General features: G+C 32.0%; 11 protein-coding genes. 8 read left to right on the top strand and 3 right to left on the bottom strand.

What is annotated here, in order from left to right; all coding sequences use genetic code 11:
• The 6 genes from LD272_RS15255 to dcm all read left to right on the top strand — a co-directional run.
• Window positions 1–694 (top strand): transposase (locus LD272_RS15255; RefSeq protein WP_226037485.1); only part of this gene is annotated, 694 nt, incomplete at its 5' end.
• A gap of 125 nt (window positions 695–819) precedes the next feature.
• On the top strand, window positions 820–2,097 hold the full coding sequence (locus LD272_RS15250; RefSeq protein ID WP_226037484.1) for a hypothetical protein: 1,278 nt from the start codon (window positions 820–822) through the stop codon (window positions 2,095–2,097).
• A 22-nt stretch (window positions 2,098–2,119) separates the two neighbouring features.
• Window positions 2,120–4,090 (top strand): DEAD/DEAH box helicase, encoded by a 1,971-nt coding sequence (locus LD272_RS15245; protein WP_226037483.1) that lies wholly within the window; start codon window positions 2,120–2,122, stop codon window positions 4,088–4,090.
• Window positions 4,065–5,027 carry a protein NO VEIN domain-containing protein gene (locus LD272_RS15240; RefSeq protein ID WP_226037482.1) on the top strand — a complete coding sequence of 321 codons (963 nt, stop codon included), beginning with the start codon at window positions 4,065–4,067 and terminating at the stop codon, window positions 5,025–5,027. Before LD272_RS15245 ends, LD272_RS15240 begins: the two co-directional genes overlap by 26 nt.
• Before the next feature lie 22 nt (window positions 5,028–5,049).
• The gene (locus tag LD272_RS15235; protein WP_226037481.1) at window positions 5,050–5,703 is read left to right on the top strand and encodes a BglII/BstYI family type II restriction endonuclease; all 654 of its coding nucleotides are present in this window, start codon (window positions 5,050–5,052) and stop codon (window positions 5,701–5,703) included.
• A gap of 157 nt (window positions 5,704–5,860) precedes the next feature.
• Window positions 5,861–7,138: a DNA (cytosine-5-)-methyltransferase gene (gene dcm / locus LD272_RS15230; protein ID WP_226037480.1), complete on the top strand. Its 1,278-nt coding sequence runs from the start codon at window positions 5,861–5,863 to the stop codon at window positions 7,136–7,138.
• A gap of 302 nt (window positions 7,139–7,440) precedes the next feature.
• On the opposite strand, the gene LD272_RS15225 is transcribed toward dcm, so the two are convergent.
• Both LD272_RS15225 and LD272_RS15220 read right to left on the bottom strand, forming a co-directional pair.
• Window positions 7,441–7,836 (bottom strand): (deoxy)nucleoside triphosphate pyrophosphohydrolase, encoded by a 396-nt coding sequence (locus LD272_RS15225; protein WP_226037479.1) that lies wholly within the window; start codon window positions 7,834–7,836, stop codon window positions 7,441–7,443.
• Between the two features lie 255 nt (window positions 7,837–8,091).
• Complete coding sequence (locus LD272_RS15220; protein WP_226037478.1) at window positions 8,092–8,910, bottom strand: SDR family oxidoreductase; 819 nt, start codon at window positions 8,908–8,910, stop codon at window positions 8,092–8,094.
• A 127-nt stretch (window positions 8,911–9,037) separates the two neighbouring features.
• Here LD272_RS15220 and LD272_RS15215 point away from each other — a divergent pair, with 127 nt between their 5' ends.
• Window positions 9,038–9,601, top strand: coding sequence for a TetR/AcrR family transcriptional regulator (locus LD272_RS15215; protein ID WP_226037477.1), 564 nt, complete (start codon window positions 9,038–9,040; stop codon window positions 9,599–9,601).
• 700 nt (window positions 9,602–10,301) lie between these two features.
• Window positions 10,302–14,159: a YobI family P-loop NTPase gene (locus LD272_RS15210; protein WP_226037476.1), complete on the top strand. Its 3,858-nt coding sequence runs from the start codon at window positions 10,302–10,304 to the stop codon at window positions 14,157–14,159.
• A 923-nt stretch (window positions 14,160–15,082) separates the two neighbouring features.
• Here LD272_RS15210 and LD272_RS21665 read toward each other — a convergent pair.
• Window positions 15,083–16,315 carry a DUF438 domain-containing protein gene (locus tag LD272_RS21665; protein ID WP_226037475.1) on the bottom strand — a complete coding sequence of 411 codons (1,233 nt, stop codon included), beginning with the start codon at window positions 16,313–16,315 and terminating at the stop codon, window positions 15,083–15,085.
• Window positions 16,316–16,499: the final 184 nt, after the last annotated feature.

Genomic DNA, 16,499 nt, shown 5'->3' with positions numbered 1-16,499 from the left:
TATCGTCGCTGATGCAGGCTATGGAAGTGAACAAAATTACGATGATGTCCTAATTAATCGGGAACGCATCCCACTAATTACATATAATATGTATCGAAAAGAGAAGACAAAGAAATATAAGCAAAATTTTTTTAATACAACGAACTGGGAGTATGATGAAGCGAGTGACTCTTTCCTCTGTCCAAATGGTAAAAAAGTGGCGTTCCAGTATCTGTCCAAACGGACAGGTAAAGATAACTTCACCCGAGCCTTTAAAGTCTATGAATGTGAGGACTGTTCGGATTGTCCATTACGTTCACAATGTACAAAAGCAAAGGAAGGAAATAATCGGAAAATATATTACAACGAAAAATGGGAACAACAAAAAGCATACACAAAACAACAGCTTTCAGAAAAAGAAACCGGTAAAATCTATGGCAAACGAAAAATAGATGTGGAACCAGTCTTCGGATTTTTGAAGGCTAATTTGCGTTTCACTCGTATGTCTGTGAGAGGAAAAAAGAAAGCAGAAAATGAATTAGGGTTTGCATTCATGGCGGTGAATTTGAGAAAGTACACCGCTAAACATGCAAATGGTGCAACAAATCCTGAAAATAATTTAACAAAAAAAGGTTCCGACCATCTTTCGATGATGATTGGAACTTTTTTTCGTTATTTTTGGCTAGTTATGTCCCAGCCCCTTTTTATACAATAATTTCTTAGAAATCCATTTTTAAAAGTGAATTTTACAATCTATTAATACCCTATTATTCACTTTCATTTGTTATAATATAACAAAATGCATCATTTATGAATGAAAAATTAATAGGAGGTAGTTGAGTGGAAGAACAATTAAGAACTAAAAGAATAAAAGAAATACAACAAGGTGAGCCTGTAATGACGGGAATTAAGATAAATTACGATGGGGAAAACAAAACATTAAATGCATATAAAATCCCCTTGGATTATCTTATTTATAATAAATATAATGGAAGAATTGGTAGTGTTGTAAAATCATTTGAAAAGCAATATCGTGAACTAAATCCGGTGGTGACGGAAGATAAAGAGATTATCGAAGAGTTTTTATGGGAGTCCCAAGAGAAAAGAAATGAGAAAACACAAACAAACCTTGTTGAATTAGGTCAACAGCAATACGGAATAGTCACAAGTGATGGAATTATCGTCGATGGAAATAGACGCGGAAGTTTATTAAATCGTATATATAAAAATAGAGAAAAATGGGAAAAACAGAATCATAATGTTGATCATTGCAGATATTTTACCGCAGTAATATTACCAGAAAATGCTGATAAGAAAGCAATAATGAAATTGGAAACTACTTATCAATTAGGATCTGATGAGAAGCTTGATTACAATCCTATTGAAAAGTATTTAAAGTGCAAGGACTTAAAAGATGAAGGTTTTACTGAACCAGATATTTCCAAAATGATGAGTGAAAATTTAAGAGATGTTAAGAAGATGCTTGAAATAATGGAATTAATGGATGATTACCTTGACTATTTGGATTATTCAGGAGTTTATACCAGATTAGAAAAAAGAGAAGGACCTATGGTCGATCTTCAAAGTTATTTGAAACAGTATAATTCTCCAAATGGTTGTCCGAAAGTAAATTGGGACTATGATGATAGTGATATTACAGATTTAAAAGCTGTTTGCTTTGATTATATAAGGGCACAATATGAAGGTAAAGAATTTAGAACAATTGCTAAACCTAGTAAAAAAGACGGAATTTTTTGTAATGAAAAGGTTTGGGATTCTTTTCTCAATAAACACTTTAATAATGCTCAAGAAATTAAAGAACCATCTCCTTCGTATATATTTAATGAAAATCCTGATGCTAGCAGGTCAAAATTACTTGCAACAAGGGATGTTGATTGGAGCAAAAAAATAAAATTAAAATTTCAAGACAATCTCAAAAAATCCGAGGGTAAACTAGAAGATGTTAAACAAGCTAACGAACCACTTGAGTTATTAAGAAAAGCCCTTGACACTCTAGAGTCTATTAATATTGAGTCCTTAAAAAAAGTTGAGGAAGAGAAAACTATCAAAGACTTAGAAAAATTGATTGGCAATTTTAGTTTGAAGTTTACTGATTAATGTAGATAAAGGATGTATAAAGATGTCTCTGATTTCAATTGAAATAGATGAAAAAAAAGAATATTTTTTACTGCAAGGGTCAACACAAGAATTAGTATCTAATAAAAGAGCCAAACTTTTTTTGAAAGACTATCTAGATGCTGCAATAAATGATGATAATATAATTACTATTTCTTATGCAGATAAGGAAAAAGAAGAAATACTAAAAAAAATACAAAAAATGCTAAAAAAATTTAAATTCACTGAAGATAGATCTAACAAGGTTGAAGAGTCACTTCAAAGTTTCTTTCTAGAAGAAAAAAACTTTGAAGTTTTTTCAAAAAAGGCAAAAGATATCAGGAATAAATTAGTTGACGAGAAAGATTTTAGTATGTTTGTAAACAGTTTAGAAGAATATTTACCTAATCGAACTTTGTACGAGTTACAGTTGTTGTCAGCATATCATTTAGCCTTTTCACAGAACGCATGTAATTTTTCGGTACCTGGGGCTGGAAAAACCAGTATTGTGTACGGAGCGTATTCATACCTAAAAAATCTTCCTGACAACAATCCGAAGAAAGTAGATAGGGTTCTTATTATAGGTCCTTTGAGTTCGTTTGGTCCATGGGAGAAAGAATACCTAGAATGTTTTGGACAAAAACCTGATTCAGTAAGATTATCAGGTGCTCTTAGTAAAGAGAAAAAGATAGTGGAATTGTATTCTTCAAGTCCTGCTGAGATAACATTACTATCATATCAAGGTGTCAATTCAGTAAAGGAAGATTTAATTAATTTTCTGAAAATGAATAAGGTGATGGTAGTATTAGATGAGGCTCATAAAATTAAAAATACAGATGGTGGAATTACAGCAGAATCTGTATTAACACTATCAAAACACAGTAAATCTAGGATAATATTAACTGGTACTCCAGCACCAAATGGTTACGGGGATCTTATAAATTTATTTAAGTTTATATGGCCGACTAAAAAGGTGATTCAGTTTAAAAAGTATCACCTTGAGGAAATGTCAGAAAAGCCTGAAGATGAAAGAATATCAAAACTAATTAACGATATAGAACCCTACTTTATAAGAATCAAGAAAAGCCATTTAGGCATTCCAGAGCCTATTAATAACCCGCCGATACTGATTCCTATGAGTAATACGCAACAAAAAATATATGACTTTATTGAAAGTAAATATATGAATTATATGATTGAGAAATCAAGGGACGGAGATTTGAAAAACTTTTTAGTTAAAGCAAGAATGATACGGTTAATGCAGGCTGCAACAAATCCTGGTTTATTAATTCAACCAGTCGAAGAATTTTTTACTGAAAGTGAAATAACAACTGAACAATTCATTGATGATTCAGATATTATTTCAAAGATTGTAAACTATAGCAAAATTGAAGTGCCAAGTAAATTTATTGTTGCCAAAGATATTATCAAAAATAAAATATCGCAAAATGAGAAAATAATTGTATGGATGACATTTATTCAAAATATGAAAGAATTTGGCAAATATTTAGAAGATAATGGTATAAATAATAAATTGTTATATGGCGCTGTTCCTGTTGAATCTGGAAATAATGAAAGCAATGAAGAAGTGGAAACTAGAGAAAAAATAATAGATGAATTCCATCGGCCAGATTCTCCTTTTAGTGTTATAATAGCAAACCCTTTTGCAGTATCAGAATCAATTTCTTTGCATAAAGTTTGTCATAATGCAATCTATATTGAGAGGTCTTTTAATGCAGCACAATTTATTCAATCAAAAGACAGGATACATAGATATGGGCTTAAAAAAGAGGATAAAATCAATTATTATTTTATATTAAGCAAGAATTCTATTGATGAGGTTATAAATGAAAGGCTTGAAATTAAGGAGCAGAGGCTGTCAGACCTGGTAGAAAATTCGGAGATTCCATTATTTAAATTTGCAGATGAAGAAGTCGAAGAAGATGACATTAAGGTGATGATAAGAAATTATGTTAAAAGAATTAACAAAGTATAATAGTTTTGGACGAATAGATGATTATATACTGTTATTTGATGAAGTTTTTAGTTCAGAGCCAATAAAGGTTATAAACATAAAGAAATACTGTTTGAATAAAAACAACTATTATCGTACACCTGTAGATGCTATTCTAGCTTTGTTAAGTGACATGAAAATAATTGATATGCAAGGTGAAGAAATCTTCTTGAACCCTCTTGGATTATCTCTCCAAGAGGATTTGGTATCTAAGGAGTCCATTGAAGATTTTATAAGGTTACTTCTGGTGAATTATTTTGATGAGCTTATTGGAATTGTAAACTTTACTTTTGATTATAAAGAAGAGACATACTTTATTAGGAACAGTGATATACCTTTCCATTTTTCGGGCATAAGAAACTTACTTATAAATATTGGATTCTTGACCTATATTAATAACAATGTACTTATTTTAGAAAAAAAATTTATTACTCTTGTTGAGGAACATTTTAAAAAGAAAAAGAGGCAACTTTCATTAGAAAAATTAAAAGAAATTCAGGCTAAAAAAGAAGAAATGGGAGAAATAGCAGAAAACTTTGTGTTGAATTATGAGAAAAAAAGGCTAGGAGATTGTGGTTTTCTTGATTTAAACAAAGTTAAAAAAATCTCAGACGTGGATGTTACTGCAGGATATGATATAGTTTCTTATATTAATAATAAATCTAATCATTACGACAAATTTATTGAAGTCAAATCATTTGAGTTACATCCTTACTTCTATTGGTCTAAAAATGAAATTGAAGTTGCAAAAGAAAAAAAAGACAATTACTTCCTTTATCTAGTTGACAGAAAAAAAATTACTAGTAGAGACTATAAACCTATTATTATTAGTAATCCTTATGAGACAGTTTATAAGAATAGTGAAAACTGGATAAAAGAAGTGCAAAGTTGGCGTTTTGATCTATATGATAATTTTTAGTGTCTAAAAGGAGAGTAACTAAATGAATGTAAAAATTTATTCACATAATTTTGCTGAAAGTATTCTTTCGCAAGAGCCATTCAAAGGCACCTATGATGAATTACTATCTATTTGTAAGAATACACCTCTTCCAATTTACAAAAATAAATCTAATGCACAGAAGAAACTTGATGTTATTCAACAACTAATGGACTCTTACTTGAATTTGCAGTTGAAAGTAAAGGGATGGACATCAGATGGTCACTTTAAGATAAATAATACGGAATATATTACTATTGATTATAAAAAAAGTGTTAGTGATAGAAAGAGCGAGTATAATCTTCATCTTGAAGTGGAATTCGGTAATGTAGCTAGCTCATATCGAAATTATTTCAAAGTCCAATTTCTTCATAACAAAAATGCAAGTGACATTGGGATTTTAATTTTACCAACGGAATCTCTAGCAAAGCGTATTGATAGTGGCGTTGCTAACTTTGAGAAAGCCGTCGCCGAGATAACGTCAGCGAGTGAGTTATTTTCATTGCCAGTATTAGTAATAGGTTTGGATGATTCGAATACGGATGAACTAGCCTTAATTAACAGTGATTTAACATTAAAACAACTTCAGAGTAAAGCAAATACAAAGCATGAGCTGCTAATCATAGATTATATAAAGAAAATAGAAAATATGAATTAAATGTTTTTCTTATAACAATTTTATGTTGTTATAAGAATTCTTAGTTCTAATTAATTTTACCACCAATACAACATATGATATTATAACAAAATATCTGTATCTATAGTTTTAAAGTTATTAAAGTGGTAAGTCTGTCCCGAAAGGTGGATATCGTTTTATGTTAAAAGTAATAGAGTTGTTCGCAGGAGTTGGAGGGTTTAGACTAGGACTCGAATCTGCCGCCGGGTTTGATATTGTTTGGTCAAATCAATGGGAACCGTCAACTAGAGTGCAACATGCATTTAATTGTTATGCTGATAAATTTGGAGATAAAGGTACACATGTTAACTATGACATTGCAACAGTTTGGAAAGATACTCCTAAGCATGACTTGCTTGTAGGAGGTTTCCCTTGTCAAGATTATTCTGTTGCTAGAACGTTGTCAGGAGAATCAGGGATTCAGGGAAAAAAAGGTGTTTTATTCTGGGAAATCATGAAAATCGTTGAAGATAAATCCCCTCGCTATGTATTGTTAGAAAATGTGGATCGTTTGTTAAAGTCACCTTCTAGACAAAGAGGAAGAGACTTTTCAATAATGTTAGCCAGTTTTCGTGATGCTGGTTACTCAGTTGAGTGGAGAGTTTTGAATGCTGCCGAATATGGATTCCCTCAGAGGAGACGTAGAGTCTTTATCTTTGCATTTCGTAATGATACATTATTTGCAAAAAATCAGAAAGAGTACTCTCCGGAAGAAAGACTTCATAATAAAGGTTTCTTTGCACCTCAGTTTCCTGTAGAGAATGAGAGACATTCAAAACACAAAGATATTGATGTTGATTTGTTTTCAGATATTGTTGATGTTTCTGATTCATTTGAAGAAACCTATCGTAATTCTGGTACAATGACTGAAGGTCGAGTCTTTTCAAGGGAATTAGTTCCAGTAATGTTTGAATCTAAGACTTTAAGGGAAATTCTTCAATTGTCATATGAAAATTACGGACCAGTCGAAGAAAAGTATTATTTAAACCAAGAAACGCTAAGAAGTAATGGTAGAACTGAACTAGAAGAAATGAAGTATTTAAAAGGTGCAAAAAAGATTGAACGTGTTTCAAAAGCTACAGGACATAAGTATCAATATGCTGAAGGTGGTATGGCGTTTCCGGATGACTTAGATAAACCTGGGCGAACAATGTTAACTTCTGAAGCAACTTGTAATCGAAGTTCACATGTTGTAGAGGATCTTCAAACAGGAAGAATCCGTTATTTAACACCAGTAGAGTGTGAGTTGTTAAATGGTTTTCCAATGGATTGGACAAACACTGGTATGCCAGAGAGAACAAGATATTTCTGTATGGGAAATGCTCTTGTAGTTGGTTTAATTAAAAAAATGGGTGAAAGATTGACAGAGATAGAGCAGGAAGAAAAAGAATTTGCATTACAATTAAAATGGTTCTAATTACTATTATCTTAAAATTGCTCTATTTGTCCGGGAATACAAAAAAACAGGGCTATACGGCGCCGTTTACTTACTTAGGTACATGTGAGTATGTAAGACATTATGGTGAGAAGCCCATCAGTTTTATCTGGAGATTGAATGAGGAAATGCCTCCAGGATTAGTACCTAAGGCGAATAAGAGTATAGTTTAGAACTTTTAGTGATTAGGACCTATTCCACATCAAATTCTTTTTTGCCAGAAGAAAATGTTGAAGTGAATTTGTATATTAAAGTAACAAAACTAGTCTTCTCATTTGTGGAGACTAGTTTTCGTTTACAAGTTTCTTTACTGCAGGTATATCAGCAGGAGCCCATACTAATGAGTTTAAATTTTCTCTTTTTAACCATAGAAGCTTAGAATGTTCACTTTTAACAGGTGTACCTCCAATGATTCTACATTTGATTGCTATTAGGTTAATAATAAATTTCTCGTACTCATGTGTGTTGTCATTAAATAGCTCTTCTGTCCTAATTTTACAGCTCATTTCTTCCTCAATTTCTCTTATTAATGCGGTGTGTATGTCTTCCCCATCTTCTACTTTTCCACCTGGAAACTCCCACATGTTTGGTATAGCCATTTGAGGGGATCTTAACGCGCAAAGAATTTCACTATTTTCATTTTCAATGATTGCTGCAACTACTTTTAGAGTCTTTTTCAACGTAAACCCTCCATTCTCTACAATAATAGCATGTGTTACGACAAGTTTCCTAGCATTCATACAGGTTAGAAGAGGTACAAAAGAAATCATAGATAGATTTCATTCCGAAAAATTGTGACCAAAAAAACGGGTGATTCTAAAATCATTTATTTTACCACGCTCCTAACCTGGTACACGCTAAAATCCCTCCTTATCACTCTATTAACAAAAAAGAGTTGCTATACAGCAACTCTTTAAAACAATCTAATAAAATATCTACTGTTTCTGACTTTTACTTAGCTTCCGTGTATTAGCTATAGTGCCGCCATCAATCCGAATATCTGTACCGGTGATATAGGAGCTTTCTTCACTGCATAAAAAGTTTACAACTGAGGCAATTTCACTAGGTTCTCCTTCTCTCCCTAATGGTGTGTTATCCAATAAAGTTTTCATTTCATTCGATTGACTGGCTTCTTGACGACCCATTGGGGTATTGAATGTACCAGGAGACACGGATACGATTCGGGCTCCTTTTTGTCCCCATGCCCAGGCCTGGTCTTCTACGATTAGTTGTACTCCAAGTTTGGATAAGCTATAGGCCGCACCAGGCGAGCCTTGGGTAAACGTTTCCATCCCTTCGACAACATCTGGCTGCAATGGATTTTTGAGTATTTCATCGTATGGTCCACTTGGTGTCATGTGTCCTGCCATGGAAGAGATACAAACGGCAACTGTTCCTGGTTTTGCATAGGCTAAGAATGAATCTAGTATGTAGCCTGTTCCAACTAGATTTACATGCATGATGCGTTTGGAATCTCCCATTGTAGGTGAAAGACCGGCTGTATGCACAATCGCAGCTAAATCTCCTAAGGTAGCAGCTTTATCGGCTAATTCTTGAACTTGAAGCTTGTTAGTGATATCCACTGTTTGGGCAATAACATCTGTTATGCCTGCTGTTGCCAGTTCTTCCACTGCTGTCGCTAGTCTTTCTTCACTAACATCTGCTAGTACGATGGTTCCTTTATTTCCAAAGCGTTTGGCAATTTCTTTTCCCATTCCACCGGATCCACCGGTAATTACATATACCTTACTCATATCTATTCCTCCCCAAATCATGTAAAATATTTAATTAAGAAACCCCTTACATATAGTTTATGGTTTAGAAAGTATTACTTCAAGAGACATTCTAGTTGAAAGTGTCCATTTAAACGGAGGGATCATTTTGGAAAATGAACAAACGGACTTGTATTCTACAAGTACTAGAGAATTGATAATAACAGCATTCTTAAACTTGCTTGCTTCCATCCAATTCAAAAAAATAACTGTCCGACAAATTGTAAACAAAGCAGGTATTAGTAGATCAACGTTTTACCTTCATTTTGAGGATAAATATGACCTTATCTCTGGGATAACGGAGGAATTAGTCGAAGGATTTATGCTGTTTTATACCCAACCAGTGTTAGCTACAACCACATCATATAACTTACCCAAGGATGGTATTTCTTCTAATACATTCAAAATATGTGAGCACATAAAAATAAATAAATCTTTTTATAAAGATCGATTTCAAGATAAGGAATTTGTAGCCTTATTTACCAAACGTATTGGTACCGAATTAGAAAAGAATTTAGAGGATCCTGAATTTGCAGCGTTTGCTGCATTTGGTACCGTCGGCTATATTGCAAAATGGTTGGAAGATGACTTAGAAACAAGTGTTGATGATTTTGCTAAGAACCTATCAACTATTGGAAATGCTATCATGTCACGGTATCAAGTGCATCCATAGTTGCGAAGGAAGCGGAAGAACTGTCCTTACGCTTTAAATAAGGATTGAAAATATAATTATAATGGAAATAGATAGTCGAACGATGTGATGTCTAATATTAATTTTTCCATACAAATGGAAAGTCATTAACTACTGCAATGATATGCATTAATAGTAAGTAAATAATTAATAAAATAACTAACTTTGAATCTATTAAGGGCTTTTCTTAAGTTCTTTTTATTTTTAAAATTAGTTTAATTATATAGTTGGCTAAGTAAAAAACCATCTAAAGAAACCGTAAGTAGAATAAAAGATATTTAATTCAATAATTGTCATTAAATATTATATTGTGCAACATACTTATTTGATGTGCAGTAGACTCTTACTGCGCAACAAATAATTTCTATGAAAGAATGTACTTGAAGTAAAAAGGTTTGAGTTTTCAGTAGTAGGTTTTCAAAAGAGGGCTACTCAATACAGGAATGATTTTATTTAGATTTGCGCCAATTGCCATGAAGGGATGCTTACTTTACCCCATATAATTCCAAGAGAGTATCTTCACATTGAAACAACATTCCTTTCACTTGTTAGTTCATTTATATCTTCGTTAATTCATTCTATTCCAACAAAATTAAGCAATTATTGTTGGAATTTGATATTCTATTAATATAAATAGGATGTAGCAATACAGATTAATAATAAATTGTATGGAGGTTTATACGTGAACCAGGAGGAAAAAGATAAAAAAAAATATAATTTCCAAAAACTAACCCCAATTAATAATGCTAAATTAAAAATGTATGATGATGCCCTTAATTTCGTCTTTGAAAATAATGAGATTAAGAATGTTGCAATATCTGGTCCATACAGCGCGGGAAAAAGCAGTATAATAGAGTCTTACAAAATCAAATCTTCTGAAAAAAGATTTTTACATATTTCACTTGCACACTTTCCTGAAACAAATCCGGAAAACTCTTCGGTTGAAGGAGATGAAACTCCAGAAACATCTTCTAATAAGTCTTCAACTGATAAAGCTATCTTAGAAGGGAAAATTCTCAACCAGCTTATTCATCAGATTAAACATAAAAAAATACCTCAGACTAAATTTAAAGTGAAACAAAAAACTGAACCTAAAAAGATTATTTTTAGCACTATAATTTTTACCATATTTTTAATCCTTGTTTATTATATACACTCTTTTAATAAGTGGTCTGCCTTTGTCCCTACATTAGAAGTGAAATGGCTAAAAAATACATTAATGTGGACGACAAGTAATATCACGTTGCTATTTAGTGGTTTAGCTTGTTTTATAATCCTCGGAATATCAACATATTTTATAATCATACTTCAAAAGAATAATAATATTTTAAAAAGACTTAAATTACAAGGGAATGAGATTGAGATATTTGAAGAAAAGGATGATTCTTTTTTTGATAAATATCTTAATGAGGTATTATACCTTTTTGATCATTCTAACGCAGATGTAATTGTTTTCGAAGATATGGATAGATTTAATGCGAATGAGATATTTGAGAAGTTAAGGGAAATTAATACACTTGTTAATAATAAAAAAGCTGAAGATAAAAAACAGCCCATTCGTTTCTTTTATCTATTAAGGGATGATATTTTCACTTCAAAAGATCGGACAAAGTTTTTTGACTTCATTCTTCCCATAGTTCCAGTTATTGATGGCTCTAATTCATATGACCAATTAATTGATCATTTTAAAGAAGGGAAGATTTTCTACTTATTCGATGAGAATTTTCTTAACGAACTATCATTATATATTGATGACATGAGAATATTGAAAAATATTTATAACGAATTCCTTATTTACCATAATCGAATCTTTTTTAAGGATGGTGAACCACAAACAGAGCAGGAAAACAAAGAACCGTCTAATTCAACATTAATACAACTAGACATTAATAAACTTTTAGGTATTATTGTTTATAAAAATATTTTCCCAAAAGATTTTAGTGAGCTGCACCTTAGAATGGGCTTTATGTTTACATTATTTGAATACAAAACTTTACTCATCGAGCAAGAAGTGGAAAGAATTGATCATAAAATTGATGCAATAAGAAAGAAGCTTCATTTAACAGAAGATGAAATACTTGAGTCTATTAATGAGCTGGATGCTATATATTTTACGTTTAGTCCTCAAATAATTTCTGTGGGTAACAAAAATATCTCTGAATTCAATACCCAAACACAATTAATTAAAGAAATGAAAGATAACCCTACTAATATACGTACTCGAAATATACATGGTCAAGTAACAACTCTAAACATAACATCTGAGTTGGAGAAGTTAGAACGAAATCCAAGATATAATAAGCGTAAGGAAGCCATTGAAAGAAAAAGTAGCGATCAAATTGAAAAACTGAAATCAAGATTACAAGAGTTAATAAAACAAAAGAGCACTTTACAAAATAGTAAGTTAAAGGAATTTATTAACAAAGATAATATCGATACAATTTTTAGCGTTACGTACACAAATGAAATTGGTGAAGAAAATACATTTAAAGAAATTAAAGGAAGTAATTATTTTCCTTTGATTAAATATTTAGTACGGTATGGATACATCGATGAGAACTATTCAGATTATATGACATATTTCTACGAAAATAGCCTAAGTCGAATCGATAAGAACTTTTTACTAAGTGTTACAGATCAAATACCGAAAGATTATTCATATTTACTTAATGATCCGAAAAAGGTAATTTCTAGATTGAAACTTGGTCATTTTAATCATTCAGAAATCCTTAATTTTGATTTATTGAACCACTTGTTATTCACAAAGTCGAATAACGCTAAGTATTTAAGTAGTTTCCTTCAGCAGTTAAAGGACACAAAAAACTTTCAATTTATTGGTGGTTTTTTAGAGCTTAGGAAAGAAACAGAAATGGAATTATTTATAAAAGAGATAAATCATATGTGGCCAAGTATTTTTCAAAGCATACAAGATGAGGGGGATTTTAACTACGACCAGAAAAAACAATACTCTTTATATAGTTTGTATTATTCTCCAGAAGCAGAAATTGAAAATTTAAATGAGAGCAATTGTCTAACTGATTTTATATCCGATAGCGATGATTTTCTTGATATTGAAACACCAGATATTGAAAAGTTGATTGCTGGTTTTACTTTACTTGGAGTTAAATTTGAGTGGATTAATTTTGAAGAAGCAAACACTAGATTGTTCCAAGAAGTATATAAAGACAATTTGTACAAACTGACTTTTAACCTTACTTGTTTAATGCTAGAAAGAGTTTATGGATTGGTTAAAAACGATGATTTCAAAAATAAAAATTACACTTTAGTTATTTCTAAGCAGGATGAACCTTTAGCGCAATATGTGAATAGCAATTTTAATCATTATATTAAAGAGGTTTTGGAGAACTGTGATGAGCGTATAACAGACGAAGAATCTGTTGCATTGTCAATAATCAATCACTGTGAGGTTGATACAAAAAATAAAAATACGTATATAGGCTATTTAGAGACAAACATTAAGCGTATCGATAGTGTCAAAGATATTGATATATGGGCCTTGTTATTAAAAGAACTGGTAGTTGAATATTCCGAGCATAATATTTTAAATTATTTCTTCCATCATGAATTAGATTCTTGTTTGATTGATTTTATAAACGAATCTGATCATCTATTAGAATTCAAAACGTATTCAATTGATAATAAATTTGGGGAAGAATCCTCCTCAAAATTCTTTAAGGCATTAGTAAATAATAACGAACTAACTAATGAAAGATACGAATCCATACTAAGAACTTTTGACATATATTATAAATCATTTTCTAATACGGAGATTGAAAAGGATAAAATGAAAATCCTAATAAAAATCGATACTATGCGCATGACAGAGGAGAACCTTATATTTACGCGAGAAAATTTTAGCAGTTTGTTATTGTTTTTCATTAAACATAATATTCGTCAATACACGGAAAAGGTAATTAACGATGATAACTTTGATATGGATGAATTACTCTCAGTATTAGACGAAAATGTAGAGGATAATTATAAAACCAGTCTGCTTGAATTCTCATCCGATATAATAACGTTAAAGGAAAAGGATTACTCGGAACCAGTGAAATTACACATTTTAGAACACAATTTCAATGTAGAAGATATTCCATTTTTGCTTAATAGCTATACTAATGAAAGAAGTAAAACTATTTTGGGAGCTATAAGAACTATCTCAATCCAGCATATTGAAGAAATAATATCTGAAGGTTATTTCGTACCTTTTGAATTACTTTCAGAACTGTTTTTGGCAGATCAACTCGAGATGGAAACTAAAAAGGAACTGTTTGCTCAGTATTTACCTGATATGAACGATAAAGAAGTAGTAAAATGCCTTAGAACTCTTCAAATGAAAGATTTTCTAAGCTTATTTGAAAGAAAAAGACCTACATTCGAAGTAAACAATGTTAACAAGGCAATTTTAGACAATTTCAAAAAAAGGAAATGGATAACAGATTTTACTACTGATAACCTTAACACAGAACTTTTCCGTGCAATCGGTCGTGATAGGAAAGATATTTTAGTATTGTTATAAAAGGAGTGAACGGAATTACAAAAGCTGGAGGTACATGTTTTTCTAGCAGAGGAGGGGTTATAAGATATTCTGTCTTTATGAATACTAGAAATAGGGAGAGTTTATCTCATAACGTGTCTTTTATAGAGCTTAGTTGTTGAATAAGCAAGACGAGAAAACAGCAGATGTATTTGCTGCACAGTACAACGATACTATTCAATAGAAAATACTTTTCTCAACCGAGCGAAATTGCGGAAGGTTAGAAGCCTAATTCCTTTGAAAATAAGGGATTAGTTTTTTTCACTTCCACATCCTTATCCTATTATTTGGTAAATACATTGATATCAGGTGGTAAATTCCGTGGCAACAGATGGTGAAAAACATGGCAGAGATGGTAAATTCTTGTAGCCGTAATCATTTTCGAAACATGATTAGCCGGAAATTGATGGTGATAATGTTATTGTAAAGGCTAGAAATGAATTTGAGGAAAATTGGATTGACGCTCGATATAAGAATCTGATTTTTAAGAATGTAGGAATTAAAAAGACTGACAAGAGAGGAACAGCCAATCAAGTCTATAAATTAATTGAAATAAATAAATTTAAAAGAAGCAAAAATAGAATCACTTGAAATATACGTTGAGGATTATTCTAATTCATAGTTTCCTTGTTCTACGTAATACAAAAGTTAATCTGAACTGTTCGTCAGAAGACAGGTCATATTGAAAATCAAACATATTTTAATGGCATTTCTGTTTTTAAAGTATATACTTTTTTATAATATCACAGGAAATTGTAGTGGTAAATCTTATGTCAAAGGTTCAGGTACGTTGCTAAAGCTCCAAAGTCGAATTTTCGCTTTTATCCAACGAACCCAAATCTTAATGACAGGCACTACTCATGGACAACTGTTCACAGTAGTGCCTGTTGTTTTTTCCTGACCGCTTAACTTAATTCTCTTTTCACATCCCGGGGTAAGTCTAGAAATGGCTGAATATCTTGAACATATTCTAAAATTCCTAAGTATTCGCCATTTTCAGTGAATAAACCTTTATACGTAATATGAATGTATTGATCCTTCTTTTTGAACCACATCGTTTCTGATGATCGCTTCTTGGACTTTAAGTCACGGATGACCTGCATGACTTTTTTTAAACTCTTTGGAGGGTGGCAGTTTGCTACATTTCGACCAATCGAAGTTGGCGTGCGTATAAACATCATCTCGGCTGATTCTACTAGTTCATTGAAGTATTTGAAGATGCCATTTTCATCAATGAACGTTATTTCTAATGGCAAGTTGTTTAGTATATGGTTGGCTTCTTTAATGGTTAAGTAACCTCCACCAAATCGCAAATGTTTTGAATCGGCACTATCGATTTTATCCTCTGCATCTTCTGGAGAAAACGCGCATTCAGGAATCCAATCTTCTTCTGGTGGTACATCGATTGCATACCCAAATGCTTTACTTTCCATTGTAATGGCTAACCAGTCTTGTTCCGTGAACATGGACTGCGCGATAGGTAATAGAATGTTTTCTTCTTGTAATATCATGTCTCGACATGCCTTTTCCATATCATGATAAGCTTCCTTGACGTATTGAAAATCGATCTCCGGTATTTTCTCCATCATTCTTTGGGCACCTTTATATAACGTGCGGATGCGATCATCATCTGCCCACATTGTTCTTGTCAGGGGATAAATGTCATAACGCTCTAATATCGGAAAGAAGAGTTTTTCTTTGCGATTGTAATGGTTGTAAAATTGCCCGAATTGTTTCATTTCTTCTAAAAGTTGCCCTGTCGGTTGCTGTGAATCTATTTCAATCCCTTTTATAAGTCGATCTATTCGAGTTAATAGACTCTCAAATATCTGGTTCTCACTTTTGAAAATTTGGATAGGGTGACTGAGATGATGCGAATTAGGAACAGGTATGTCTTGAAGCGAATGACCGTATAGCGAAAAATATATGTCAATGAATTTCTTAACTTCTTTAATCGTAATTCCATTGGCACCGTTCTTTAACTCTTGCAAAATTAGCAGAATGTCTAAAGTGTTCAAGTGATGAACGTGCTGATCAAAATCTTCTTGGATATTTTGTTCGGTCTCCCCGTGTTGAATTCGTAGTAATATATCTTTTATCGTATTAGTTAGTTTTAAATCTAAATGTGCTTTAATCACTTTTTTCACCTCATGGATTTTGTATCGTAAAACGCTTCCTTAAGTGCTTGAGCCTGATAGATCAAGCACTATTATTATATACGTTTTTTGGCGTCCTTTTTGTGATAAGTCTCACTTAGTTTTAAAAAAGGAAGTCTTTATCAGAATACTGTAGAATATCAGATGGTTCGACCAGATGGAATTA

Source organism: Aquibacillus saliphilus (genome assembly GCF_020404745.1).
Classification (GTDB): domain Bacteria; phylum Bacillota; class Bacilli; order Bacillales; family Amphibacillaceae; genus Aquibacillus; species Aquibacillus saliphilus.
This window is presented reverse-complemented; position numbering and strand designations above follow the sequence as displayed.

What these genes read in the sequence shown, in the direction of transcription:
- dcm (WP_226037480.1), top strand. Translation starts at nt 5,861, where the DNA reads ATGTTAAAAGTAATAGAGTTGTTCGCAGGAGTTGGAGGGTTTAGACTA.
- LD272_RS15245 (WP_226037483.1), top strand. Translation starts at nt 2,120, where the DNA reads ATGTCTCTGATTTCAATTGAAATAGATGAAAAAAAAGAATATTTTTTA.
- LD272_RS15235 (WP_226037481.1), top strand. Translation starts at nt 5,050, where the DNA reads ATGAATGTAAAAATTTATTCACATAATTTTGCTGAAAGTATTCTTTCG.
- LD272_RS15220 (WP_226037478.1), bottom strand. Translation starts at nt 8,910, where the DNA reads ATGAGTAAGGTATATGTAATTACCGGTGGATCCGGTGGAATGGGAAAA.
- LD272_RS15240 (WP_226037482.1), top strand. Translation starts at nt 4,065, where the DNA reads ATGTTAAAAGAATTAACAAAGTATAATAGTTTTGGACGAATAGATGAT.